This is a genomic window from Vibrio sp. 947, from assembly GCF_033339115.1.
GTDB classification, from domain to species: Bacteria; Pseudomonadota; Gammaproteobacteria; order Enterobacterales; family Vibrionaceae; genus Vibrio; species Vibrio alginolyticus.
The window spans coordinates 63,393-89,395 of sequence record NZ_JAWOTX010000021.1 but is presented as its reverse complement, the minus strand read 5'-3'; the positions used below and the strand labels follow the sequence as shown (position 1 = coordinate 89,395).

The following is a 26,003-nucleotide window of genomic DNA, read 5'->3' as shown; positions in this document are numbered from 1 at the left end:
AACTAATGAAACGACAAAGGGCTGCAGATACGCAGCCCTTTGTTTTATTGAGTTGAACTTACTTCTCAAACAACTCAGTGTGGAGTTTTTGTATGGCTTGTTTCGATACCGATTCATGGAGCAAGAAGCATAAGTTGTGAGGGCTAGCGCCATAACAAATCATGCGTAGGTTAAAATCTTCTAGCGTGCCAAAAACCTGTTTCGCGTAGCCTTTACTCTCACTCATGTTGTTACCAATTAGGGCAACGAGGCATAGGTCATGTTCAACTTCTACCTTACATAACTCTTCTAACTCTTCTCGTGCAGCTTGCGGCAGCTGTGGTGCTCCGCCAGATGTATCAGTTTGATCAAGTGTTAACGATACACTGATTTCAGATGTCGTGATCAAATCGACAGAGATCTTATGCTTTGCAAGGATCTCAAAAACCTTCGCTAAGAAGCCGTATGCGTGGAACATATTGGCGCTGCGTAGCGTTACCATGGTTTGGTTACAACGCAAAGCTAGCGCACGGAATAACGGTGAGCTTTCGACTTGGTGGCGAATCCAAGTTCCCCCTTTTTCAGGCTCTTTCGATGACCCTACAAATACCGGAATGTCGTGGCGTAATGCGGGTACTAGCGTAGAAGGGTGAAGGATTTTAGCACCAAAGTTAGCCATTTCTGAAGCTTCACTAAAGCTGATCTCAGGAATTGGTGAGGCTTTTGGCGCAATTCGCGGGTCTGTTGTGTAGATGCCCGGAACATCAGTCCATATTTCTAACCCTGCCGCTTTGACGCTCTCAGCAATTAAGGCGGCGCTGTAATCGCTGCCTCCTCGACCTAGTGTTGTTGTATTACCGGCTTCATCAGATCCTATGAAGCCTTGAGTAACAACAACGGATTGTTGGCAAAGTGGTACGAGTTTATCTTGCGCAAGCGTCGAAATTGCTTCAATGTTTGGCTCCGCGCGACCAAAGTTGTCATCAGTACGCAGCACATCGCGGATATCAAAGCGTACAGCTTGAATGCCTCGCTCACACATTAACTGAGTTAGAATGTGCGTAGACATGAGTTCGCCACATGCGACTAAATGATCGGTTAACTTCGCACTAGCTTGGATAGATGCAGCCTCGGCCAGGCTGGTTACGGTATCTAATATGCCATACACCTCGGCAGCAGTTTTCGTGCTGTCTTCGAGCTGAGTTAAAATGGCGTCATGAATGTTGGCCAGATTTTGCAGCAGCTCAGTACGGTGCGTTTGATCCTGAACACCGTTGGCGAGTTCTACCAATAGGTTGGTGACGCCAGAGCAAGCGCTGCTCACGACTAGGCGAGTATTTGGATTGTTTTCGATAATGGTGGCGCAACGACTCATTGCCTCAAAGTTGGCAACACTGGTTCCACCGAATTTAGCTACGTTAAATGCGCTCACTGCGTTCTCCCACGACTTCCTAAAAAATTGTACATCCAATGTTTAGTGAGAAAAGGAACAGAGCAAAAAGAGAGGTATTTAGAATGCTATTTGAAAAATTTACCCTCAGAAGCCCTTCATCAGACTGCGCTGATGACAGTTGATGGGATTCAGCCCAATTCAACCGACAAGTCAAATCCTGCAACTTTGACTTACCTCGGCACTACTCCCCCTCAATGATTGGTGTTGGAATTGCGGTTCCACAAATCATCTACCTGGGTAGCGCTCCTCTTCTACATAAAGCTCAAACATTGAACGGTTTTGAGGCCTTAATGTCAATCAATATTTCAACCTTTATGGTGTTTTTTATTAACGATTTTGTGACACTGGTTTGACCTCTATACTTACGGCTAATTGCTGATAGAGGAAAAATCTATTAGGGTGAAGAACCCTACACCTGAGCCATGTTATTGAATAGAACTTTTAGAATGCTCAGGATAAAAGATAATCAAGGAGCTGACATGTCGATCCAAAGCTTTATTCCACCTCACCGTATTTTAATGGGACCTGGTCCTTCTGATATTTATCCTCAAGTGTTACAAGCGCTAAGCCGTCCTACTGTAGGTCACCTTGACCCTCTGTTTATCGGTATGATGGATGAGCTCAAGCAGCTATTGAAGTATGCCTTTCAAACTGACAATGAATTCACTATTGCGGTTTCAGCGCCAGGTAGTGCAGGGATGGAAACCTGCTTTGTAAACTTGATCGAGAAAGGTGATAAAGTGATCGTTTGCCGTAACGGTGTATTTGGTGAACGCATGCGCGAAAATGTCGTCCGTGCTGGTGGCGAAGTTGTTATCGTCGATGATGAATGGGGGACGCCTGTTTCCATTGATAAAGTCGAGCAAGCACTCGAACAGCACCCAGATACAAAAATTCTTGCTTTTGTGCATGCGGAAACCTCAACTGGTGCAGTCAGTGATGCTCAAGCATTGGGTAAGCTGGCGAAACAGCATAATGCATTATCTATTGTTGATGCGGTGACATCGCTTGGTGGTGTGCCGTTAAAAGTGGATGAATGGCAACTGGATGCGGTTTACTCTGGCAGTCAAAAATGTTTGTCATGTGTTCCTGGGCTCTCACCAGTGACGTTTTCTCCTGCCGCAATTGAAAAGATTCAAGCAAGAACAACACCAGTACAGAGTTGGTTCCTCGATCAGAGTTTAGTTTTGGGGTATTGGAGTGGAGAAGGCAAGCGTAGTTACCATCATACGGCGCCAGTTAATAGCTTGTATGCGCTTCATGAAGCTTTATTGATACTGAAAAATGAAGGATTAGAAAACGCTTGGGCTCGTCACCAACTGATGCATGAAAAACTCAAAAATGGCTTACAAAAGTTAGGATTTGAATTTGTTGTGGACGAAGCCCATCGATTGCCACAATTAAATGCGATTTACGTGCCTGAAGGAATTGATGAAGCAAAAATTCGTGCTCACTTGCTAGAAACCTATAACCTAGAAATTGGTGCAGGCCTTGGGGCATTAGCTGGTAAAGCGTGGCGTATTGGCTTAATGGGTTACGGCGCTCGATCTGAAAACGTTGTGCTGTGCTTAAAAGCGTTAGAAGAGTCACTCACTGAATAAAATCATACAGTAATGAGATAAAGAAAAGCGAAGGTCATCCCTTCGCTTTTTGGTATTTATTACTCAACTCCTGAAGTGGGGGTTGGTGAGGCAGAGATTGCTTGAGAAGGTGGTTGGTAATTGACGTCACTGAAATCAATCTTCGGGAACAAAAACTGCGCTTCAGCTCTAATTTGCTCCGCTTTACTTGAGTCATCTAAGCCTTGGTAGGCCAAAATCAAATTATTATAAAATGCAGGGCGAGGCTTATCTTTGATGATTTTTAGCGACCAATCGATATAAGGCTTGATCAAGGTTGCGTCTTGTTGGTACAGCCCAAGGTTTAAAAACGTGCTATAGACATCCCAATCAAACCTGTCTTTCCAAACTACAGGGTTACTGACTTGATTCAGAATATCAGGGTTAGTTGGTCTAGTGGTCTCAAACTTCGTCAATACATAGTTCGTATGTAATGCGCTTACCATGTAAAACGTAAACGCAACGGGAAGTACCAAACTAAAAACACGCAGCAAGCTTTTGGTCACATTACTAAAGCCGACTTGTCGATAACGAGAGACGCGCTGATCGACCCAGTACAGTAGGATAACGAAGATCAACCAATGCACGAGAGAGTGGTAGAAAGGGTATTCCAGTTGTGAGTGCAATACGATAGGTATAAACAAGGCCAGCAACGCAAGACGAGTTCCGCGTTTGGCTTGATAGATTCGATACAGTACCAGTGCCATCGCTAAGAAGATGCCGAGTATTGGCAGTAAGCCACCTTCTACTCCCCAGTAAAGCAGCTCGTTATGCGGATGATCCATGGCAGGCAAACCTGCTGGGTAATTCTCATTAAGGGCATGTTGACGAGCCGTATACAGCATGTACTCAGATTCAAACTTGCCATATCCATAACCAGTAAAAGGCTTTTCAATCACCATGTCTAATGTTTGCGGAAAAGTATACGCTCGAGGAGACTCCATATTTACTTTTTCTGCGGCTAACCCACCTCCATCAGGAAAGGCAAGATGCATGACAACGACTGAGAGTAAGAGCCCACTTACAAGTGACACAACCCAGCGGATAAAGCGCCCTTTGGTTGCAAAGCGGTACATGTATGGAATGACCAACAACACGGCGATGACCGAGGCTAACCAACCAGTGCGTGAAGCCAACGCCACAATTAGTGGTAAAGTTAAAACTGGTACGGCATAGAGAAGGTAAACATCGCTTAACTTACGATCGTATTTGTAGGGCTGACGTGCAAGTAAATAGCTGGCAATCACCAACCCTGTCGCAAGAAAACTGGCCATTACATTGGGCTGTTGGAAAATACCATAAGGACGATTGGCCACCGTGTCGTAACCAAACGGATTGCCTGGTTTGAGATACAGATATTGTGTCAAACCAAAAATGGCTTCGATAACAACCGCAAGGACAATGAACCATAATAGGCGTTGGCGATGTTTATTACTGAAATGAAATTGTTGTAAGACAATAAAGAACAGGACACCACACCACAGGCCAATGAGCTTATTGGCTGCCAAACTGCTATTCGCATTTGGGTACAGAATGGGCACCGTCATGATAAGAGCACTAATGAACAAGCCGATGGTTAGTTTTGAGTAACGTAGCACTCGATTATTCGCAAGTTGGTAACACCCAATGCCTAATGCAAAGCTAAAAGCAATCCAAGTTGTCGCATTGAACGAAAGCGAAAGCCCCGAACCGCCGGGGTTGGGCATGAAAAAGTGCATTGCCAACACAAATAGTGTTGCCAAGGCAATGAGAAACTTGCGATTGAGGGGAACCTGTACTTTTTCGGGAGAAAGCTTTGTTCCACTTACATGTATAGTAGCCATAGTTATTGCGTTGTTTTGAATGAAAAAAGACCAGCACTTGCTGGTCTCGATACTTTACCTGTTTTTTCTACTTCAACATAGGCTTGAGGAAGTGAGCTGTGTGCGAACCCTCGATTTGCGACACATCTTCCGGAGTGCCTTGAGCGATTATCTCGCCGCCACCCTGACCCCCTTCAGGACCAAGATCGATAATCCAGTCCGCAGTCTTAATGACGTCCAGGTTATGCTCGATCACCACGACAGTATTTCCGTGGTCGCGAAGTCTGTGCAGTACAGTGAGCAACTGCTGGATATCATGGAAGTGCAAGCCGGTTGTTGGTTCATCCAAAATGTACAAGGTTTTTCCTGTATCACGTTTGGATAGCTCTCGCGCCAGTTTCACACGCTGTGCTTCACCACCGGAGAGTGTTGTTGCCGCTTGACCCAATCGTATGTACGACAAACCCACATCCATCAGTGTTTGTAGTTTGCGAGCGATGGCAGGAACTGGATCGAAGAAGGTGCGTGCATCTTCGACCGTCATTTCTAGTACTTCATCAATAGTTTTACCTTTGTAACGTACTTCGAGCGTTTCACGGTTGTAGCGTTTACCTTTACACACATCACATGGCACATAAACATCTGGTAGGAAATGCATTTCTACTTTGATAACACCGTCACCCTGACAGGCCTCACAACGACCACCGCGTACGTTAAAACTAAAACGGCCCGGCTTGTAACCGCGAGAACGCGACTCCTGTGTGCCTGCAAACAGTTCACGGATTGGTGTAAAGATCCCCGTATAGGTTGCAGGGTTAGAGCGAGGTGTACGGCCAATTGGGCTTTGATCGATATCGATGACTTTATCGAAGTGCTCTAGACCTTTAATCGATTTATAAGGTGAAGGCTGAGCCGTTGTCGCTCCGTTAAGTTGGGTATGCGCAATTTTAAAGAAAGTATCATTAATCAGCGTTGATTTACCTGAGCCAGATACCCCTGTAATACAGCTGAATAACCCAACAGGAATTGAAAGGTTAACGTTTTTAAGGTTATTACCTGTTGCGCCTAATAGCTCAACCGTTTTTTTCGGATCTCGCGGCGTGCGATCTTTCGGTACTGCGATTTCTTTAACACCACTTAAGTACTGACCTGTCAGAGAATTCGGATTCGCGACTATCTCTTCCATGGTGCCTTCCGCAACAACATTACCACCATGTACGCCAGCACCAGGACCAATATCTATGACATGATCTGCACAGCGAATCGCATCTTCATCGTGTTCTACCACAAGTACGGTATTACCTAAATCGCGCAAATGAGTCAGTGTTTTTAGGAGTCGTTCGTTATCACGCTGGTGGAGGCCAATCGACGGTTCATCTAAGACGTACATGACACCAACAAGACCTGCACCAATTTGGCTTGCTAAACGAATACGTTGAGCTTCACCGCCTGATAAGGTTTCTGCACTGCGTGATAAGTTTAGGTAGTTCAAACCGACGTTAACTAAGAATTGCAGGCGGTCGTTGATTTCCTTCATCACTTTTTCAGCGATTTGGGCGCGTTGACCTTCCAGTTTCAAGGAATGGAAGAATTCCAATGCATCAGCAATGCTGAGTTCAACAATCTCAGGTAGTGTCGTATCAGCAATAAACACGTTACGTGCTTCAAGGCGAAGACGAGTACCACCACAGCTTGAACAAGATTTAGTGGAGATGTATTTCGCAAGCTCTTCACGGACAGAGTTGGATTCTGTATCACGATAGCGACGTTCTAGGGTATTCAGAATACCTTCGAATGGATGGCGTTTAACACGAATATCGCCACGATCGTTGATGTATTTAAACTCAATCTCAGTACGACCTGAGCCCTTTAGAATGACATCTTGCGTTTTCTTTGGCAGAGAATTAAAAGGGGCATGGAGATCAAAATCATAATGATCAGCCAATGAGGTGAGCATTTGGAAGTAGTAGTAGTTCTTTTGATCCCAACCGCGAATCGCACCCTGTGCCAAGCTTAATGAATCATCTTGAATGACTCGGCTTGGATCGAAGTATTGTTGAACACCCAAACCATCACACGTGCCACATGCTCCAGCAGGGTTGTTGAATGAGAAAAGTCGCGGCTCTAGCTCTTGCATGCTGTAACCACATTGTGGACAAGCGAAGTTGGCGGAGAAAATAATCTCTTCACCGTCGCCATCCATTGGCGCGACAACCGCAATACCGCCTGATAATTCGAGCGTGGTCTCGAAAGATTCGGCCAAGCGCTGTTGCAAGTCTGGACGAACTTTAAAGCGGTCTACCACAACTTCAATGGTGTGCTTTTTATGTAGCTCAAGGGTTGGAGGATCGGAAAGATCGCAAGTTTCTCCATCAATACGCGCACGAATAAAGCCTTGAGCCGCTAAGTTCTCAAGCGTTTTAACATGCTCACCTTTACGTTCTTTGACAATAGGTGCCAATAGCATCATTTTGCTGCCTTCCGGCATCTCTAGGACTTTGTCCACCATTTGACTGATGGTTTGCGCAGCAAGAGGGGCATGGTGCGTTGGACAGCGGGGTTCGCCCACACGAGCATACAATAGACGTAAGTAGTCGTAGACTTCGGTAATTGTACCGACGGTTGAACGCGGGTTATGAGAAGTAGATTTCTGTTCAATAGAAATCGCAGGTGATAACCCTTCAATGTGGTCGACATCGGGTTTTTCCATCAGAGACAAAAACTGACGAGCGTAGGCAGAGAGAGACTCTACGTAGCGTCGTTGGCCTTCTGCATACAATGTATCGAAAGCGAGAGAGGATTTACCGGAGCCACTTAGTCCAGTAATGACAATCAGTTTATCGCGAGGGATTGTAAGATTAATGTCTTTAAGGTTATGGGTTCGGGCACCGCGAACTTCTATTTTATCCATCGTTTTTGCTCTATGTATAACCAAGTGGGGCAAGTATTACATAGTGTGAGAAATGTGCAAAGAAAATTACTGGATAAAAAAACAGTAAAGTAAAAAGCCCAGCGTTGTGCTGGGCTTTCGATACAGTAATTTCGTACTACGACGATGCTTTATACAGCTTTTTGTGTTGCGTGCTTACCTAGCTCAGAGGTTTTTTCATCTTTTAGATACAGGTTTTCAAAACAATAGTTAGTTGCTTCGATGTAACCTTCAACGCTACCACAGTCAAAGCGTTTGCCCTTGAATTTGTAAGCCAACACACAGCCCGCTTTTGCTTGCTTCAGCAGCGCGTCCGTGATTTGAATTTCACCACCTTTACCAGGTTCGGTGTTTTCGATCAGTTCAAAAATATCGGGAGTCAGGATGTAGCGACCAATGATAGCAAGGTTGCTAGGTGCCGTTCCTTTCTCTGGTTTTTCTACCATGTCGTCTACGCGGTAGATGTCGTCTTTGATCATTTCACCAGAGATAACGCCGTATTTGTGCGTTTCTTCGGCTGGTACTTCTTGCACTGCAACGATAGAACAGCGGAACTGCTTAAATAGTGCCACCATCTGAGCCAGTACGCCCTCTTGCTCGTTCACACAAAGGTCATCAGCAAGAACAACAGCAAATGGCTCATCACCTACCAATTCTCGTCCAGTTAGAATCGCGTGGCCCAAGCCTTTCATTTCGCGTTGACGTATATAAGTGAAGTTTGCAGATTCAATGATTTCACGGATATCTACCAACAGCTCTTCTTTGTTGGTACCGCTAATCTGATGTTCCAGTTCGTAGTTCTTATCAAAGTGGTCCATGATCGAGTGCTTGCCACGACCTGTCACAATACACATGCCGTTCATACCAGCTTGGATTGCTTCTTCGACACCGTATTCAATAAGCGGTTTGTTCACAACTGGCATCATCTCTTTTGGCATAGATTTCGTTGCCGGTAGGAAGCGTGTGCCATAGCCTGCAGCAGGGAACAGACATTTTTTTATCATTGGGGGAATATCCTATCTCGTTTTTATCAAGAATCTGCGCATAACTTTAACACGAGAGGTATCAATGAATCATGAATAAAGTAGGAAAAAATGTGAGACTCGGTGCGGAAAAAAGATGAGCGACTCGTCATTTCAGTTATCAGAGCCGCTCACATTGCATCACGACATTAAGTTTTGGTCTGCCCAGGCGATTGCCTGTACTCTGTTCTTTACGGATAGCTTTTTGAATATCTGATATAAGTGCGATTTGATGGTGAATTCACTGACGAATAACTCCTCGGCCATCTGACTGTTCGAGGCGCCAGCTTGTAGGCAACGCAGTACTTGTAGCTCACGAATGGTTAGGTCTACCGTAGCTGGTGCAGTATGAGTATTAATGACATTGCGGTAATAGTGTAAAAGTTGACTGGTTACATTACGCGGCAGCCAGTTTTGACCGTTAACAATGCCTTTTAACCCTTCTCCAATTTGCTCTAGCGTATCTTCAGAATAAAACACACCTTTTAATTGACCAAATGAAAGAAGTTCATCCGTGGTTAGTCTTTTAGGCACGTTGAAGACAACGGTTTCAAAGTTTTTCCATACAAGAGGCAAGTTTTTGATCGATTGAACAAGTGATTTATGTTCACTGAAGTCGATCAGTAGAATTTTATTACGGTGTTGTGGCTTGGCTTCCATGAGTGCTGCGGTTGAAATCACCGGGATGCTCATATCAACGTACTTTTCGAGTGCCGCCACTTTTTTTTGCGCATTATCTTCCATACTGATCAGAAATAGCTTTCTTGCGTAAGCCGACTTTCTCACGTGTTCCAATCTCCCTGGGTTCAATAGAAGCCATAAACTGGCATTAAAGAGAGGCCATAACCATCGCTTTACTGAATAAATGCGTTCGAATTCAAAGCTTCACGAAACGATGTCTGCAACGCGAATCAAAAATGCTACACACGTAAGTTGAAATACGATTTGGGTTCTAGAGGGTGACTCAATAGATCACAATGGTATTAGACTTTAATCAAAACATTAAAGCGTGCTATTCTAATGCGCTAAAATTTTATATATCCAGAGTGAAACGGAGCACATCATGGCCAGCCGTGGAATTAACAAAGTTATTTTGGTGGGGAATCTAGGTAACGACCCTGAAATTCGTTACATGCCGAATGGCGGTGCAGTAGCAAACATTACTATTGCGACTTCTGATTCATGGCGTGATAAAGCGACTGGCGAACAGCGCGAAAAAACGGAATGGCACCGTGTTGTGTTGTTCGGCAAACTTGCGGAAGTAGCAGGTGAGTACTTGCGTAAAGGCTCTCAAGTTTACATTGAAGGGCAACTGCAAACTCGCAAATGGCAAGATCAAAGTGGCCAAGATCGCTACTCAACTGAAGTCGTTGTTCAAGGCTTCAATGGTGTGATGCAAATGCTTGGCGGTCGTGCTCAAGGTGGCGGCGCACCTATGGGCGGTCAACAGCAGCAACAAGGTGGATGGGGTCAGCCTCAACAGCCAGCTCAGCAGCAGTACAATGCGCCTCAGCAACAGCAACCACAACAACAGGCTCCGCAGCAACCACAGCAGCAGTACAATGAGCCACCAATGGATTTTGACGACGATATCCCGTTCTAAATTCTGCTTATGCTTGAATCGAAAAGGCCGCGAATATCGCGGCCTTTTTTATTGTCGCAATCTGATGATCTCACAGGCTTATCTTGGCAAGGTTAGGCGTAACAATAAAACTTATCAATGAGTGTGATTTTCTTTATGCTCCAGCCTCTCACTATCAGACTAATCCGATTGTTTGATGAACTCTTATCAAGTATAAATATTTCAATAAGGTATATGATGAATAAAAAAGGAATTTGGTATTCATGAGGTATACCCCAACTCTTAAGTTAAGCACACGGCTGGTGGCCTTTGTCACCATGATCGTTATCTGCGCCATGTTTATCTTGTTTGTCGGTGGCACCCTCTCTTTTAAACGTCTTGGGCAGGAATATCTCACCCATTATTTAGAAGGGATCGTAGAGGTGGTCGACAAGGAGATGGAAGATCCTGACGCCGCTTATTCTATGCAGCGCTGGATGCCGAAAATGCTGCAGGCTTCCAATATTGTCGAAATGACGTTGTCGACCAACAACGCCGTTGTTTATCGCTTCAAAGATACTTCTCATCAAATGGAAGCGTCAGTCTTGTTTGAGGCTGAGTACCAGTTGACTCACAATCAAGATTACACGATTCACTTTAAAGCAATTCCCCCTTACTTAGGTTACAGCTACTCAATGCAGGCGCTTTGGTCGATCACGCTTGCCGTTGTATTGATCATCTTCTGCTTAATGCGCGGCGTGGCATGGCTTAAGGAGCAATTAGAAGGCTCCGAAATGCTCGAAGAGCGAGGCAGAATGATCCTGGCTGGTAGGGTAGAGCAGTATGCCAAAGGTGACAAAAAAGAATGGCCTTACACCGCCAGTGAAGCGCTCGATGTATTAATCGAAGAGTTACAAGATGCGCGTCAAGAGCGAAGCCGATTTGATACCTTTATTCGAACTCAAACCTTCCTTGATAAGCTAACCGGTACCGCTAACCGAGTGTTATTTGATAGCAAGTTGGAATCGGCGTTACTAGAAAGTGGGGCTCGCGGCGCCGTGTTGCTAGTGCGTATTCAAGACTGGAAACTGGTTGAAGAAGAGCAAGATAAGCAAATTACGGATGAGTTTATTGTTGAAGTTGGGAGTTTATTGTCCAATTTAGTTCAACGATACCCAGATGTTGTATTTTCCCGTTATTACGATGCTGATTTTGCGCTTTTTCTACCGCACCAAAGTGCGAAAGATGTGGCTAACCTCGCCTCGCAATGCATTCGCCAGTTAGAAAAGTTAATGCCGCCAGAGCCACTTGATCCAGACAACTGGTGCCATATTGGCATCACCACTTATAAAGAAGGTGAGCGACACAGCCAAATCATTGATGAAGCCGAGACTGCTTTGCGTAGTGCGCAACTACAAAATAACAATAATTGGAGTCGCTTCAAAAAATGGAACCACGATGAAGAAGCTCGCGGAAGTGTGAGGTGGAGAACGTTATTTGACACAACACTTACACCTGAAAGTGTGATACTCTACGCACAATCTGTGCACCCAATAAGTGACGCGACGCATAAAAAATCATTATATGAAGAGTTAACATGTCGGATTCGCGATCCTGAGAATGGGATTGTTAAAGCGTCTCGGTTCATTTCTGCGATCAGACAGGTTGGTTATGAAGCGCAAATGGATAAGTCGGTTATTAATAAATTCTTAAGAGAGTTTAAGGATAATTTTGATAACTCAAGATCGTATGCGCTCAATTTGAATGTAACGCCATTTTCTAACCGAGAGTACTTTAAATGGTTTCGTGATGAACTCTTACAGTTGTCACGTGAGCAGAGAAAGTGTCTCAGTTTTGAGTTTGTTGAAGCACAATTTGTAAGACACTTAGACTTTATGCGACCAGTCGCTAAAATGCTGGCCGGTTTAGGGTGCCACTTAATGGTTGGGCAGGCTGGGCGTACCATCGTCAGCACTCACTATTTAAAAGAAGTGGACATTCGTTACCTTAAACTTCATCGCAGTTTAGTAGCAAAAATCGACCAACGACATGAAAACCAGCTATTTGTCCGCAGTATGCTAGGTGCGGCGGCAAACAGTAAAACTAAAATTATAGCAGTGGGAATTGAGAATCAGAACGAGCTCAACACATTAATTGAGCTCGGGGTTTATGGTGGGCAAGGGCGTTACTTTTCTGCGGAGCAGCAGTTTCTTCCTCGTCCCCAAGCGTTGCCGAATTCTCAATCAGAATCCCAAGTTAAATTGGGAAGACGAAATCGCTGGCGGAAAAAATAAAGATAATAATCATGGATTTCAAAGCACTATTCGACAAGCTTAAGCGATCATCTAGTGGTGGTCGCTCCTGCTTTTTGGTTATTCAGCCAGACGCCGTTTATTTATCATCTTCAATCAAAAGTAGTCGTCCATACCAATTTGATATTTCTGAGTCCAATTGGGAAAAAGCCGTTGAGCAAGCATTGAGCGTTGCAGCGAGTGCGTATGATTCATTAACGGTTGTTCTTTCTCATAACTATTACCAGATGTACCAAATCGACAAACCGGTCATGCCGCGTCAAGAATGGCCAGCCGCATTACCGTTTTTGTTGAAAGAACTGATCTCTGAGCGTGCTATCGACATTATTGCCGATGCGGTCGAGTTACCGAATTCAACCAAAGTGCAAGCATACGTCTTATCGCGAAAAATATTGGATAAGATTGTGTTACTGGCCAGTCGAGCCCAGTTACCATTAGAAGCCATTCTTCCTGAAGACGATATTTGGGGAGAGACTGCGGGTGAACTAGGAAACTTCCTATTATTACAACGCAGTGTGCGTGGTCATTTCCGTATAAGCGCTTTTGTCGGAAATACTATTGCGTTCCACCGCTCTATTCGCAGTGTGACGCCACCGTTAACGGGGGTTCCGTCTAGCGATTTACAGATGGACAGTCTGTCGTTAGAACTGCAACGTTCGATTGACTATCTTTCATCTCAGTTACGCCACGTGCAATTACATCAATTGAAAGTGTGCTGTGATGAAGAGGATGAGAGCGAGCTTGTTCAGGCTCTGAACTACCGTTTAAGTACTAAGGTTTCACCGTTATTACCACCAGAACATGAGCTATCAGGACATGTTTTGGCTGACACTGCGGCTACTTCAAATACTCGACGCGTCAACTTATATCCCGATTACTTAAAACCGAAAAAAGAGCTCCTGACGCTAAAAAATATCGCGTTATCTTGGGGCGTTGCGGCGGCTGCAATTCTATTTTCTTACGGTTATGTCACTTGGCAGAGCAGCGGTTTGGAAGATGAGATTGCTATTGTAAAAAGTAAAGGCGATATCATGAAGTCAGAGCTTGAACGTTATCAAGTCAAGCTACGTAAACATCAACCTGACAATAATAAGCTGGCAGCTAAAGCCCGCTTAGAGCGTGAAGTCAAGGCGAAGCGAGACTCGCTTAAAGCTGTCGGGAAATACGATGACTCGCAACGCACGGGTTACTCTGGCGTGATGCAATCATTAGCGAAGCTAGGAAACCAAGAAATTTCTTTGTCCGAAATTCGAATCAATACCCATGCCTTAGACCTGAAGGGGCTAGCGAAACAACCGAGCTCAGTGCCAAATTGGGTTAGCCAATTTAAAAACGAAATTAGCTTGGTTGGTCGAACGTTTGACGACGTCAAAATAGGTCGAAATGATAAGGATATTGTGACGTTTGAACTAAAAACGCGCGAGGATAAAGAGAAATGAACGAATTCTGGCTCTCATTAGAAGGGCGCTTTGGCGAAATGAGTACGCGTGAAAAAGTGCTCACCGCATTGTGCGGTTTAGTTGTCGTGATCATGTTGCTCTTTACGCTGGTATTGGAGCCAAAGCTTAACGAGATCATCAGTAATGAGAGGCAACTAAGTAATTTAAAGCAAGCCAATCAAAAGATTGAAATCGATACGCTACGTATTCAGGCGCAACTTAAGAAAGATCCAAATGCTGAGATTGATCGCGCGATATCTAATCTGTTAGCTGAGAGTCAGCATCTTTCGATGCAATTAGCGGAGATCATCGAGCATCTTATTACACCTTCGCAAATGGCTGAGCTGCTTGAAAATGTGTTGGAGCAGCAAAGTGGCATTCACCTTTTGTCTCTGCAAACCTTGCCATCTGAGCCAATAACGGAAGATAAAGAAGCATCGCAATACTCTGGTTACTACGTGCATCCTGTTCGTATGGAACTGACTGGTGACTATTTTTCTATTGCTAATTATCTGAATAAATTGGAGAGCCTTCCTGCGAGTTATTACTGGCGCAGCTTTAGTTATAAAGTCGAAGAGTACCCGAAAGCGAAGCTTGTGTTAGAAGTTTACACACTAGGATCTAGAGAGGAGTTTATTGGTGGTTAACAAACTCATCATCTCATTGCTTGTTATGGCAGCGGCAGGAACCGCTTGGGCAAACCAAGACCCAACGGCCCCACTTGGTTGGGAAAAGCCAGCGGTTGAAACGTCAGCGAAACCAAAAGTTAAACGGTATCGACTGCCTAAGCTCAACAGTATTGTGTGTAAGCCAAGTACTGATTGTATCGCGATTATGGATAACAAACTTGTCGAAAAAGGCGAGCTATTTAAGGGTTATCGCGTCGCGAGCATTAATAGTGAATTTGTAACTTTAAAGCGTGGTAACCGTCAGTGGGACCTAGAGCTTTTTGATTTAAACGTAAAACAATAATAACCAGAGCCCGATCAGATATGCGCAAATTAGTTGTAGGAATAACGATTGCTTCTTTAATGGGATGTTCAATGGGTCATCGGAATCCAGTGGAAGTTAAAGAAGCGCTCAATGAATCGATCAATCAAGCGAACAGCCGCACATTGGAAGAAATCCCTTCTTCTGTTGAGGCAGACTTGATGCCAAATTTAGACTCGAACGTTGCATCAGAGCAAGGCACCTCGAAGCGTTTTCGTATTCAGGCGAATGCGGTCGATGCAAGAAGCTTTTTCGCCTCATTAGTGAAAGGCACTGAGTACAGCGTGGCGATTCACCCATCGGTACAAGGTAATATCACCGTCAACTTGTCAGATGTGACATTGGATGAAGTTCTGAATGTCGTACAGAATATGTATGGCTATGACGTGGTGAAGTCTGGCAAAGTTATTCAAATCTACCCAGCAGGTATGCGTACGGTGACCATTCCAGTCGATTACCTGCAGTTCAAGCGTTCTGGTCGCTCATTAACCAGCATTGTTACGGGCTCTGTAACCTCGGCTGGTACGTCTAATTCTGGTGGTAGCTCAGACAGTTCTGACTCGTCAGACTCTAACAATGGAAACAACAACGATAGCTCGACCACATCTACGGGCGGTACACGCATCGAAACCATCACTGAAAGTGACTTCTGGCCGATGCTGCAGCAAGCTGTTGCGAATCTAATTGGTTCAGGCAAAGGGCAAAGTGTGGTTGTAACGCCACAAGCGGGAGTTATTACGGTTCGAGCATTTCCAGATGATATTCGCGAAGTACGCGAGTTCTTAGGTGTATCGCAGGAGCGCATGCAGCGCCAAGTCATTCTTGAAGCTAAAATCCTAGAAGTGACGTTGAATGATGGCTACCAACAAGGCATCAACTGGTCAAACTTATCGGCGTCAATTGGTAACTCGGGTAGTATCGTAGTCAACCGCCCTGCGTCGACATTACCACCATTGGATGCGATTGGCACGCTATTGGGCGGTCAAACTAACGTGACTATTTCGGATGGTAACTTCAATGCTGTATTGAGCTTCATGTCTACGCAAGGTGACTTGAACGTCCTTTCTAGCCCTCGTATTACCGCTGCCAACAACCAAAAATCTGTCATCAAAGTGGGTACCGATGAGTACTTTGTTACCGAGCTATCGAGCAATGCAGGCAATGGTGAAAACTCAAATGCAGTTCCTGAAGTGGAACTGACGCCATTCTTCTCGGGTATTTCCCTCGATGTGACTCCGCAAATTGATAACAAAGGCAATGTGTTCCTGCATGTTCACCCCGCAGTTATTGAAGTCACGGAAGAAGTGAAGCAATTGAACTTGGGCGGAGATTTCCAAAACATCCAACTGCCATTAGCGAAAAGCTCTATTCGTGAATCAGACTCGGTTATTCGTGCTAAAGATGGCGATGTTGTGGTTATCGGCGGGTTGATGAAACAGCAAAATCGTGAGCTTGTTTCTAAAGTCCCATTTTTGGGCGATGTACCAGCACTGGGGCACTTGTTCCGCAACGTGAATAACGTAACTGAGAAAACAGAATTGGTCATCTTGCTAAAACCGACCGTAGTTGGCGTGAACTCTTGGCAGAAAGAGCTAGAGCGCTCTCGTGATCTGCTGCAAGAGTGGTTCCCAGATGCGCAATAAGCGCTGGGAAAGGTTCTGTTTTTCAATAGGTTTGTGATTCGAGTATGTACTTGTCACACTTTGGGTTCCGAGTTCCGCCTTTTTCGTTAACCCCAAATACAGAAATGTTCTTGGGGTTAGTCCCTCACTATGAGGCGATCCAAACCATCCTAGCTGCCGTGCAAATGGGAGAAGGGGTGATTAAGGTGACGGGAGAAGTCGGCACTGGAAAAACCATGGTATGCCGTAAGCTGATCGAGCAGATTGAATCTGAAGTTGAGCTTATTTACTTACCCAATCCAGTGTTGAATGGGGAACAGTTGCAGTTTGCTGTCGCCAGAGAGTTGGGTATCGAGAACGATGATCCGCTGCGCATCGTTTCCCTCATTCAAGATCACTTGATTCAAGTACATGCCTTGGGAAAGAAAACCGTCTTGATCGTTGATGAAGCGCAAGCTCTTTCCCCACAAGCTTTAGAAACATTGCGTCTATTTGGCAATCTAGAAACGGAACAAGATAAGCTCATTCAATTGGTGTTATTCGGACAACCTGAGTTGGATGACAGATTAGCTAACCATGAGCTAAGGCAATTTCGTCAACGCATTACGTTTAGTTGCCAGTTACGTCCTCTCTCTATCGATGAAGGCGTGGCTTACATCAATAATCGTTTAGATAAAGCAGGCAATGGGGCACACATTTTTTCTATTGAACAGAAAAAAGCGATTTGGCGTTCATCCATGGGGATTCCGCGCTTGATAAACCAAATTAGCCACAAGTCTTTGCTTGCTGCATTTAATGATCGTTGCACACTATTGAAAAATCATCACGTTTACGCCGCTATGCACGATACGTTTGATGCCCGTAAACCTAAGTTTAAAACACCCGTATTTTGGGGATGGAGTCAACCTTGAGTGCCATCAATAAAGCATTATCAGAACTTGCTGAAAAAACATCGCCGTCAGAGCTTACTCGTGCGGAGATTCCAAGTGTCTCACGCAGTAAACCTTGGCTTTGGCTTGTGGCCGGTTTTTCATTAAGCCTTGCGGTTGGCAGTTGGGCGGTCTCTCGCGGTCCTGTCCCTTCAGGCGAGCTATCACATTTTCAAACCGAAGCTATGCCATTGTCGTCTGTGAATGTCTCACCAATTGTTTCATCGGAGCGCACTCATTCGCCAACGAGTAAAATGACGCCCGATACAACTCAAGTGGTTTACACTAAACCAGCCACACAGCCGGTCGCGCAACAGCCTCACATGCAAGAGACTGATAGGTTCACGCCAAAATCTGAGATAAATATCGCCTCTGATGATTCAGTTTTACTCGCGCAGTTAGCAACGATGCCGAGCGAGGAACAATACGATCACGTAACCCACACGACATCAGAAAACAGCTCAATGCGTATTGAGCAGGTTGAGCTTACTCACCGCCAATTATCTCTTAAAGCGGTTAGCCGAGCGGAAAAGGCACTCGATGCTAACGATATGCAAACGGCGTTATCGGCTTATGCCGAGGCGTTGCGTTATGAGCCAATGAATGCAGACACGCGTCAAAAGTTATCAGCGTTGTACTTTGGTAAAGGTGACACGCGTAAAGCATATGAGATTATTCAAGAAGGCATCAACCTAGATACGAACAACCAAGTACTTCGCTTGGCCTTGTCTAAGTTGTTAGTGAAAGCTAATCAACCTGAAGCGGCGCTGAGCCCGCTTGTTCATTTGCCTCCAGTACCAAGTCGAGATTACTTGGCGATGCGTGCGGCATTGGCACAAAAACACAAGCAAAATGACATTGCGCTTGAGAGCTATCAACTCCTCACTCAGCGTGAACCGGAAAACGCGCGCTGGTGGTTAGGTTTGGCTATTCAACAAGAGCGTGCTCTGGCTTTTACTACCGCGATCAACTCTTACAACCAAGCTCTGGGTAAAGTTGGCATTTCGAATCAATCGCAAGCATTTATCCGTGACCGTTTGAGCATCTTGAAAGAGTTGGAGAGCGCACAATGAAAATTCAGTTGAGAAAACGCTTGGGCGATCTTCTGGTTGAGGAAGGTATCGTCTCTGAAGAACAAATCCAGCAAGCACTAAACGCACAACGCAGTACCGGGCAGAAGCTAGGGGATGCGTTAATTGACCTTGGCTTTATTACCGAAAAGCAAATGTTGGACTTCTTGTCTCAGCAGCTTGGTTTGCCATTGATCGATCTTGGTCGTGCACCTGTGGATGCCGAAGCCGTGCAGATTTTACCTGAGGTACACGCTCGTCGCTTACGTGCGATGGTCGTTGCTCGAAATGGGGACACCCTGCGCGTTGCTATGAGCGACCCTGCGGACTTGTTCATTCAAGAATCATTGATGAACTTGTTAGGTCAATACAACCTTGAGTTCATTGTGGCTTCAGAGCGTCAGCTTATTTCAAGCTTTGACCGTTATTACCGCCGTACTAAAGAGATCGCCTCCTTTGCTGAGCAGCTGCATGAAGAGCATAAAGATGTACAAAGCTTTGATTACGGTATTGATGAGGCCGACAGTGAAGAGGTTACCGTTGTAAAGCTGGTTAATTCCATGTTTGAGGATGCGGTACAGGTTGGAGCTTCGGATATTCATATTGAGCCAGACGATCAAGTGTTGCGTTTGCGCCAGCGTATTGATGGCGTATTGCATGAAACGCTCTTAAATGAAGTAAACATTGCATCGGCTTTGGTTCTTCGACTGAAGTTGATGGCACAGCTAGATATTTCTGAAAAGCGCTTGCCACAAGATGGCCGATTCAATATCAAAGTTCGTGGCCAATCAATTGATATTCGTATGTCGACGTTACCAACGCAGTACGGAGAATCTGTGGTAATGCGTCTGCTTAACCAGTCCGCTGGTTTGCGTCCGTTAGAAGAGTCAGGCTTGCCGCCAGACTTGCTTGCTCGCTTACGTCGACAGTTGGCGCGTCCGCATGGCATGATTTTGGTTACCGGGCCGACTGGTTCCGGTAAAACCACCACGCTTTACGGCGCATTGAGTGAGCTCAACGAACCTGGGAAAAAGATCATTACAGCAGAGGACCCGGTTGAATATCGTCTGCCTCGCATCACTCAGGTACAGGTTAACAGTAAGATCGATCTAACTTTCTCGCGTGTTCTTAGAACCTTTTTACGTCAAGACCCAGACATCATTCTTGTTGGTGAGATGCGTGATCAAGAGACGGTAGAAATTGGTCTGCGAGCTGCACTAACGGGTCACTTAGTATTGAGCACTCTCCACACCAACGATGCTGTCGACAGTGCGTTACGTATGATCGATATGGGTGCGCCGGGTTACTTGGTTGCTAGTGCAGTCAGAGCCGTGGTGGCGCAGCGTCTTGTGCGCCGAGTTTGCCCAGATTGTAAAACAGAAGACCACTTAGATGAGTCTCGCCAGCAGTGGTTAGCTGGGCGTTTCCCAAATCAAGTTAGCACCATTTTTTACAAAGGCGCAGGTTGCCAAAACTGTAACTTGACTGGTTATCGAGGCCGAATCGGTGTGTTTGAAATGCTCGAACTTGAGCAAGAGATGATGGATAAATTGCGCGCCAATGATGCGGTTGGCTTTGCGCAAGCCGCGCGCCGCTCAGAAAACTATAAGCCACTGCTTGCTTCTGCAATGGAACTGGCGCTACAAGGCACCGTCAGTTTGGATGAAGTGATGACCCTAGGTGAGGGTGATGCTTCTGGTAAGACTGATCCCATTTTCATATAGGTAAGTGAATGCCAACTTTTCGTTATCAAGGCCGCACGCTAGACGGCTCATCCACTAACGGCAAAATCGAAGCAGTGAACTCAGAAGCTGCGGCGGAAGCATTGATGAATAAAGGGGTCATCCCGCTCAATGTACGTTTAGAGAAAGAGTCGGCAAAAAGCCAAGTGAGCTTATCTAAGCTGTTTGTGCCTGCTATTCCGTTGGAAGTAATTATTCTTTTCTCTCGCCAGTTGTTTAGTTTGACTAAAGCTGGCGTACCTTTGCTGCGCTCTATGCGTGGCTTGTTGCAAAATTGCGAAAACAAACAGCTCAAAGAGGCGCTAGAAGATGTCGTTTCTGAACTGAGTAATGGCCGAGGTTTGTCTTCTGCGATGCAGCAACACAGTAAAGTATTCAGCCCACTGTTCGTTTCTATGATCAACGTCGGTGAGAATACGGGTCGGCTTGACCAAGCGCTATTGCAACTGGCGAATTACTACGAACAGGAACTTGAGACTCGCAAACGCATTAAAGCGGCGATGCGTTATCCAACGTTTGTCATTATCTTTATCACCATCGCCATGTTTGTATTGAATATCTTGGTGATCCCTGAGTTTGCATCGATGTTCACGCGCTTTGGGGTTGAGCTACCATTGCCGACGCGTATTTTGATCGCGACTTCTAATTTCTTTGTTAATTATTGGGTGTTGCTGGTTGTGGCAATGATTGGCGCGTTTACGGTGTTCAGAGCGTGGGTGGCGACGGCTGATGGTCGGGAGAAGTTCGATAAGTTTCGGCTTCGGCTGCCAATTGTAGGCGATATCGTTAATCGTGCGCAGCTTTCTCGTTTTGCCAGAACCTTCTCGTTGATGCTGAAATCAGGGGTGCCACTTAACCAGTCTTTGGCTTTGGCCGGGGAAGCCTTAGGGAACCGTTTTTTAGAAAACCGAATTCTTGAGATGAAGTCCGCGATTGAAGCGGGTAGCACCATTTCAGTGACGGCCATCAACAGCAAAATATTCACCCCATTGGTGATTCAGATGATTGCAGTAGGGGAAGAAACTGGTCGTATTGATGAGTTGTTGCTGGAGGTGTCGGACTTTTACGATCGAGAAGTCGATTACGATCTAAAAACGCTGACCGCAAGAATAGAACCATTACTTTTGGTGATTGTCGCAGGCATGGTCATGGTGCTGGCATTGGGTATCTTCTTACCAATGTGGGGAATGCTCGACATCATCAAAGGCGGCTAATAGGTGGTTGAAAATCAAAGCCGAGCAACGCTTATTGTGTTTGGGGTTATTGCTACGATTATGGCGGTGGGTTTGGCGGTCAAATTACGTCCTGTGACCGAGCAAGCACAAGTAACTGGGGCTAAGTTGGCGAGAGTTTGGATGCAAGATAGTGTTCAGCGTTATCGTCAAGCTTGGCTAGTACAAGGCGAGCCAGAACATATGCTGATGGATGGCTTAAACCTTACTATGACTGAGGGCGGGTTAGTGTCTCCCTTTACTCAGCAAGGTGTATTAGATTGTGGTTATTGGCTAGCGGTGCATTACCCCCAACGTAAAATAATGACCAACAAGTTAATGGATATCAATGGAGCCATCAAAACTGATCGTTATGTCTGTCAATACACTTATGAAAATGGTCAGTCGATTGTAGTTATTTCAACAGCTAATCAACTGAAAATAGACGTCGAAATGTCGGCGGAGTGAATTTTTTGACACCTAATCACTATAATTGGTATTGAAAGTCGGTATAATGCAATCATTACCATAAGTAAGAAGCTGTAATAGAGGGTAAACAATAATGTGTTTTTCTCATTGCAGCATGAACTGAATAATGGCGAATCGTCATTCTGCTCAAGCGGTAGATACAGTATCCACTTCACGGTCAGTTTTAGTGAAGGTTGCTGCCCCAAACCGTTTTGACAATATCCAAAATGGTCGCGTGACCTAAACGAAACTTTGCAGTTGTACTGCATGCTTACATAGAGAGAGTAAACAATGAAAAGACAAGGTGGTTTCACCCTTATCGAATTGGTAGTGGTAATTGTAATCCTAGGTATTCTAGCGGTAACTGCAGCACCACGTTTCCTTAACCTACAAGATGATGCTCGAGAGTCTGCAGTTCAGGGGCTGAAAGGCGCGATGGACGGTGCAGCAGGTATTGTATATGGTAAAGCAGCTATTGAGAACCAAGACGGAGCTACTGGAAAGCTTACAATTAATGGTGAGACTCTTGACCTGATTCATGGTTTTCCTCAAGCTACCTCTTCGGCACTTAATTTAGCTGTTGATGGTTTACAAGATTGGGCTCTATTGATTGATAACAATGATGGCACGACAGCAGGCTCTAGCATTACTTACGGTTTAAAAGGATACACTGACAAGTGTGTGAAATATACTTCAGCTTCAGGAAAGGATAGCCCTGCAAAAACTGAAATAACAGATACTTGCTCTAAATAAAGTTTTAAAGGCCAGCTAGTCTGGCCTTTAACTCTATATTTTGATTGATCTCGGAATAGTTCATATGCGTAAATCATCAGGTCTTAGTGCAATAGAGTTTGTGGTTGTGCTGATTATCTTGGGTGTGATCGGTTATGTGGTATTACCAAGATTTATCAGCTTCGAGCCAGACACTTACGAAGCAAAGTGGGAGCAAACCAAGCAAACCGCCGAGCATGTTTCTGAAACGCTAAGCAATAAAGAAACGTACGATCGAATTGAAGAAGAGATTGGCCGTTCAAAAGGGCAAAATAACTAGACATTGGTTATTTGTTCGTCTGTTCACACTTCGAGTCGAAAAATTATAAACCTATCATTAATCTCATAATTTCATCGTATACTTATTTCGCTTGTTCTAAGCCTAAGGTTGGGTTATGAAAATTCGCAGCTCTGCATTAGGGTTCACGTTAATGGAGTTAATCCTCGTGATTGTTCTCCTCTCTATCCTTTCACTTTTTGCAGCCAGCCGTTTTATGGGCTCAGGCAGTTTTTCTGCATATGCATTACAAGAACGCGTGATTTCTGTGATTCGCCAAGTACAGGTGAATCGTATGCAGTCGAATATCAGCATCCCAAACAAGTCTTATCCTGAAAGGTGCCTACCTAGTAGCTACAAAGCTGGAGAGGACTCTAGCTACACTAATTTTTGTTTGTCGATTACAAGCTCTTGCATCGGGTCTAGTGCTGCATGCGGCCTGGCTAGCAAGGAACAAGACACTCGTAGTGACATGGTTGTTGATAAATCCGCAAAGTTTTCACAGACCAATGCTGTAACTAATCCAATCGAGTTTGATTTATTGGGTAATCCAATAAACTCAGCGAGTGGTGGGGTTTCAATCCTGATTGAAGATAAGCATGGTCGAAGCCGCTGCCAAGTTGAAATTAATACTCAAGGCTATGTTTCTAAAGGTACATGCTCATGAAGAAATCTAGTGGCATGACTTTGATAGAAATGATCATCGCGATTGTTTTAATGGGCATTGCGATGGTGGCGTTTACTTCTTTTCTTGTCCCTCAGGTTAGAGATTCTGCCAATCCTCATTATCAAATGCGTGCTGCCGCATTAGGCCAAGGTTTCATGTCTCAGATATTGTCGCGAGGCTTCGATGAAAACAGCGACTTTGATGGTGGCACCGTTCGGTGTGGTGAGAATGGAGTGAGCTGCACTGACGTAAATAAATTAGGTGCGGATAAAAAACTAGACGGTTCCTTGGAAACAACGCCTAGTGATTTCAATGATGTCGATGACTATATCGGGTGTTGGAGCACATCTACAACGGCTTCTCAGTGTGATGGTGTCCCTAGAGGGAATATTAGTGATGTACTTGGTGCGGACAGTACTGAGCAGTACAAAAACTTTAGATTAGAAATTAGCGTTGCCTATGATGATCTGACGGATAAAGCTCCCGATGAAATAACCGAATACAAAAAAGTAACATTAAGGATTTTTGCGGGGAACACGCAGCCCCTTACTTTAACAGCTATTAAGGGGAACTACTGATGAAAGATCGTGGTTTCACCTTAATGGAAATGATAGTTACGATTGTGGTCGGCAGCTTCATCATGTTGGGGATAGCTGGGTATGTCCAGTTAGGAATGAAAGGTTACGCTGATACTATCGATCGCCAACGAATACAAACACAGGCTCAGTTTGTTTTAGAAAAGATGACCCGAGAAATCCGCCATGCTGTACCTAATAGTTTTCATGTGCCAAAAGGAACAACTAATTGTCTAGAGTTTGTGCCGATTGAATATTCTGGTTTTTATGTATTTACGGCGAACGATATTGAATTTTTAGTCGGTAATGATCCTGATCTTGAGTCTATTCCAGAGAAGAATCGGATGGTGATAAACCCTAGCCGCTATGAGGACCTTCAGTCGTCTTCCCAAAGTATTGATATTAGCGGTTTAACCAAAACGAAAGAGGCATTTGTCGTCAGTGGTGCTGCCAGTTCAATAGGTGCGACATCGGTTTCGGGTCGTCATTACATCTACCAACCCAGCACTGAAGTCCGTTATTGCTTCGATAACGGCCGAGTACTTCGTAATAATGTCATTGTCACGGATAGTATTGATGCCTCAGCGAGTTACATGCGTTATGTTGAGCCAACTCTACAACGTGGTGGACTAGTGCATATTAACTTAGAGTTTTTACAGGATGGGGAGCGTAGTGTGTATCAGCAAGACGTGCAGGTGCTCAATGTTCCATAGAAGAAACTCCAGCGGAAATGTACTAATCATCGTGTTGTTCGTCATTATTGTAATGGGATATTTGGCTTCCTCTTTAATGAAAGTGACATGGTCGAATCAAAGCGGATTAACAAGAGAGTTTTTGGGAACAAAAGCTTGGTTTGTTGCTCAGTCTGCAAATGAGTGGGCACTGACCAAGTTATATCCACTCAACGGTTCGAGTGATAGCGTGTCGACGCTCTGTACTGACGAGGTAAGTGGTGCAACGCCTAATGTCACACAAGGGACAGGATGCACGCTTAAATCAATGAGTTGTGTATATTTAGGAACTCTGAACAAAGATACGTCTGCAGCAGAGTCATTATTTAGGGTGCAAGCTACGGCCGTTTGTGGCTCGGGCTTATCAAAAGTTCAGCGCCAGCAAGAGATTTGGGTGAGGGAGTAATAACAAGAATGAAAAAACTGATTTTCTTAGCCTTGATATGGATGACGAGTACGGCGAACGTCCTCGCAAAAGAGTACGATATTACGCCTAAGAAGAACTACAGATGGATAATCTGGCCGATTTACTCAGTGTTTGATGGTTGGACTCCGAGAGATGCGGATTATTTATGTACTAACGGCTACCTAGAGGGTAAGGACTCTGCGAGGCCTGAGCCTACAACCTACGTATGCCCGAATGGACTCACGTTAAATAACGAAACCATTGTTTCTGAAAGTGAGATGACTATTCGCACAGGAGGTCAGATTATACTCAAAGATAATAGTCAGGTCGGCAACTCAAACGCTCCCATCAACTTATCCAGTAGCGGTGAGATAAAAACCGAAGGCGGCACCAATACCATCAATGGTAACGTGACAGCCGACAGAAAC

Annotated in this window: 24 protein-coding genes and 1 riboswitch; of the genes, 19 read left to right on the top strand and 5 right to left on the bottom strand. The window is 44.9% G+C overall.

All coding sequences use genetic code 11. The features are described 5' to 3' along the window. Positions 1 to 58 precede the first annotated feature (58 nt). Complete coding sequence (gene lysC / locus R7Q39_RS21940) at positions 59 to 1,411, bottom strand: lysine-sensitive aspartokinase 3 (RefSeq protein ID WP_017821324.1); 1,353 nt, start codon at positions 1,409 to 1,411, stop codon at positions 59 to 61. Between the two features lie 101 nt (positions 1,412 to 1,512). Then, a riboswitch (Lysine riboswitch) is annotated at positions 1,513 to 1,691 on the bottom strand. Positions 1,692 to 1,911: 220 nt separating this feature from the next. Here lysC and R7Q39_RS21935 point away from each other — a divergent pair. Then, positions 1,912 to 3,033, top strand: coding sequence for an alanine--glyoxylate aminotransferase family protein (locus tag R7Q39_RS21935; RefSeq protein WP_318076816.1), 1,122 nt, complete (start codon positions 1,912 to 1,914; stop codon positions 3,031 to 3,033). Between the two features lie 59 nt (positions 3,034 to 3,092). Here the strand turns inward: R7Q39_RS21935 and R7Q39_RS21930 are convergent, their stop codons facing one another. From R7Q39_RS21930 to R7Q39_RS21915, 4 genes are all read right to left on the bottom strand, one after another. Continuing rightward, on the bottom strand, positions 3,093 to 4,874 hold the full coding sequence (locus R7Q39_RS21930; RefSeq protein WP_318076815.1) for a PglL family O-oligosaccharyltransferase: 1,782 nt from the start codon (positions 4,872 to 4,874) through the stop codon (positions 3,093 to 3,095). A gap of 67 nt (positions 4,875 to 4,941) precedes the next feature. Continuing rightward, the gene (gene uvrA / locus R7Q39_RS21925) at positions 4,942 to 7,764 is read right to left on the bottom strand and encodes an excinuclease ABC subunit UvrA (protein WP_262662884.1); all 2,823 of its coding nucleotides are present in this window, start codon (positions 7,762 to 7,764) and stop codon (positions 4,942 to 4,944) included. Between the two features lie 149 nt (positions 7,765 to 7,913). Next, positions 7,914 to 8,786 carry a UTP--glucose-1-phosphate uridylyltransferase GalU gene (gene galU / locus R7Q39_RS21920; protein WP_005381239.1) on the bottom strand — a complete coding sequence of 291 codons (873 nt, stop codon included), beginning with the start codon at positions 8,784 to 8,786 and terminating at the stop codon, positions 7,914 to 7,916. A gap of 159 nt (positions 8,787 to 8,945) precedes the next feature. Next, a complete protein-coding gene (locus R7Q39_RS21915; RefSeq protein ID WP_005381237.1) occupies positions 8,946 to 9,590 on the bottom strand; it encodes a LuxR C-terminal-related transcriptional regulator in 645 nt (214 codons plus the stop codon). 277 nt (positions 9,591 to 9,867) lie between these two features. Between R7Q39_RS21915 and R7Q39_RS21910 the strand changes: the two genes are divergently transcribed. The 18 genes from R7Q39_RS21910 to R7Q39_RS21825 form a co-directional block, all read left to right on the top strand. Then, positions 9,868 to 10,407, top strand: coding sequence for a single-stranded DNA-binding protein (locus tag R7Q39_RS21910; protein ID WP_005387798.1), 540 nt, complete (start codon positions 9,868 to 9,870; stop codon positions 10,405 to 10,407). A 242-nt stretch (positions 10,408 to 10,649) separates the two neighbouring features. Then, positions 10,650 to 12,659 carry an RNase E specificity factor CsrD gene (gene csrD, locus R7Q39_RS21905; RefSeq protein WP_318076814.1) on the top strand — a complete coding sequence of 670 codons (2,010 nt, stop codon included), beginning with the start codon at positions 10,650 to 10,652 and terminating at the stop codon, positions 12,657 to 12,659. Positions 12,660 to 12,670: 11 nt separating this feature from the next. Next, on the top strand, positions 12,671 to 14,116 hold the full coding sequence (locus R7Q39_RS21900) for an MSHA biogenesis protein MshI (RefSeq protein WP_318076813.1): 1,446 nt from the start codon (positions 12,671 to 12,673) through the stop codon (positions 14,114 to 14,116). Further along, positions 14,113 to 14,763 carry a type II secretion system protein GspM gene (gene gspM / locus R7Q39_RS21895; protein WP_005381197.1) on the top strand — a complete coding sequence of 217 codons (651 nt, stop codon included), beginning with the start codon at positions 14,113 to 14,115 and terminating at the stop codon, positions 14,761 to 14,763. The genes R7Q39_RS21900 and gspM overlap by 4 nt, the downstream gene beginning before the upstream one ends. Next, positions 14,756 to 15,088: a hypothetical protein gene (locus R7Q39_RS21890; protein ID WP_005381196.1), complete on the top strand. Its 333-nt coding sequence runs from the start codon at positions 14,756 to 14,758 to the stop codon at positions 15,086 to 15,088. The genes gspM and R7Q39_RS21890 overlap by 8 nt, the downstream gene beginning before the upstream one ends. A gap of 20 nt (positions 15,089 to 15,108) precedes the next feature. Next, complete coding sequence (gene mshL, locus R7Q39_RS21885) at positions 15,109 to 16,749, top strand: pilus (MSHA type) biogenesis protein MshL (RefSeq protein WP_005388471.1); 1,641 nt, start codon at positions 15,109 to 15,111, stop codon at positions 16,747 to 16,749. Between the two features lie 44 nt (positions 16,750 to 16,793). Next, entirely contained in the window at positions 16,794 to 17,639 is an 846-nt protein-coding gene (locus tag R7Q39_RS21880) for an ExeA family protein (protein ID WP_318076812.1), read from the top strand. Beyond that, the gene (locus R7Q39_RS21875; protein WP_258614519.1) at positions 17,636 to 18,730 is read left to right on the top strand and encodes a tetratricopeptide repeat protein; all 1,095 of its coding nucleotides are present in this window, start codon (positions 17,636 to 17,638) and stop codon (positions 18,728 to 18,730) included. The genes R7Q39_RS21880 and R7Q39_RS21875 overlap by 4 nt, the downstream gene beginning before the upstream one ends. Then, positions 18,727 to 20,451 carry a GspE/PulE family protein gene (locus tag R7Q39_RS21870; RefSeq protein ID WP_213906363.1) on the top strand — a complete coding sequence of 575 codons (1,725 nt, stop codon included), beginning with the start codon at positions 18,727 to 18,729 and terminating at the stop codon, positions 20,449 to 20,451. Before R7Q39_RS21875 ends, R7Q39_RS21870 begins: the two co-directional genes overlap by 4 nt. Positions 20,452 to 20,459: 8 nt before the next feature. After that, the gene (locus R7Q39_RS21865) at positions 20,460 to 21,683 is read left to right on the top strand and encodes a type II secretion system F family protein (RefSeq protein WP_005381186.1); all 1,224 of its coding nucleotides are present in this window, start codon (positions 20,460 to 20,462) and stop codon (positions 21,681 to 21,683) included. 3 nt (positions 21,684 to 21,686) lie between these two features. Beyond that, positions 21,687 to 22,148 (top strand): MSHA biogenesis protein MshF, encoded by a 462-nt coding sequence (locus tag R7Q39_RS21860; protein ID WP_258473722.1) that lies wholly within the window; start codon positions 21,687 to 21,689, stop codon positions 22,146 to 22,148. Between the two features lie 291 nt (positions 22,149 to 22,439). Beyond that, positions 22,440 to 22,901 (top strand): type II secretion system protein, encoded by a 462-nt coding sequence (locus tag R7Q39_RS21855; RefSeq protein ID WP_213898995.1) that lies wholly within the window; start codon positions 22,440 to 22,442, stop codon positions 22,899 to 22,901. A 64-nt stretch (positions 22,902 to 22,965) separates the two neighbouring features. Next, positions 22,966 to 23,199, top strand: a complete 234-nt coding sequence (locus R7Q39_RS21850) for a type II secretion system protein (RefSeq protein ID WP_213898996.1) — start codon at positions 22,966 to 22,968, stop codon at positions 23,197 to 23,199. Between the two features lie 115 nt (positions 23,200 to 23,314). Beyond that, positions 23,315 to 23,863: a type II secretion system protein gene (locus R7Q39_RS21845; protein WP_213898997.1), complete on the top strand. Its 549-nt coding sequence runs from the start codon at positions 23,315 to 23,317 to the stop codon at positions 23,861 to 23,863. After that, positions 23,860 to 24,441, top strand: a complete 582-nt coding sequence (locus R7Q39_RS21840; protein WP_213898998.1) for a prepilin-type N-terminal cleavage/methylation domain-containing protein — start codon at positions 23,860 to 23,862, stop codon at positions 24,439 to 24,441. The genes R7Q39_RS21845 and R7Q39_RS21840 overlap by 4 nt, the downstream gene beginning before the upstream one ends. Continuing rightward, positions 24,441 to 25,151, top strand: a complete 711-nt coding sequence (locus R7Q39_RS21835) for a PilW family protein (RefSeq protein WP_213898999.1) — start codon at positions 24,441 to 24,443, stop codon at positions 25,149 to 25,151. The genes R7Q39_RS21840 and R7Q39_RS21835 overlap by 1 nt, the downstream gene beginning before the upstream one ends. Further along, positions 25,141 to 25,575: an MSHA biogenesis protein MshP gene (locus R7Q39_RS21830; RefSeq protein ID WP_115386313.1), complete on the top strand. Its 435-nt coding sequence runs from the start codon at positions 25,141 to 25,143 to the stop codon at positions 25,573 to 25,575. Before R7Q39_RS21835 ends, R7Q39_RS21830 begins: the two co-directional genes overlap by 11 nt. 8 nt (positions 25,576 to 25,583) lie before the next feature. After that, positions 25,584 to 26,003: hypothetical protein (locus R7Q39_RS21825; RefSeq protein WP_225478043.1), on the top strand; the 420-nt coding region annotated here is incomplete at its 3' end.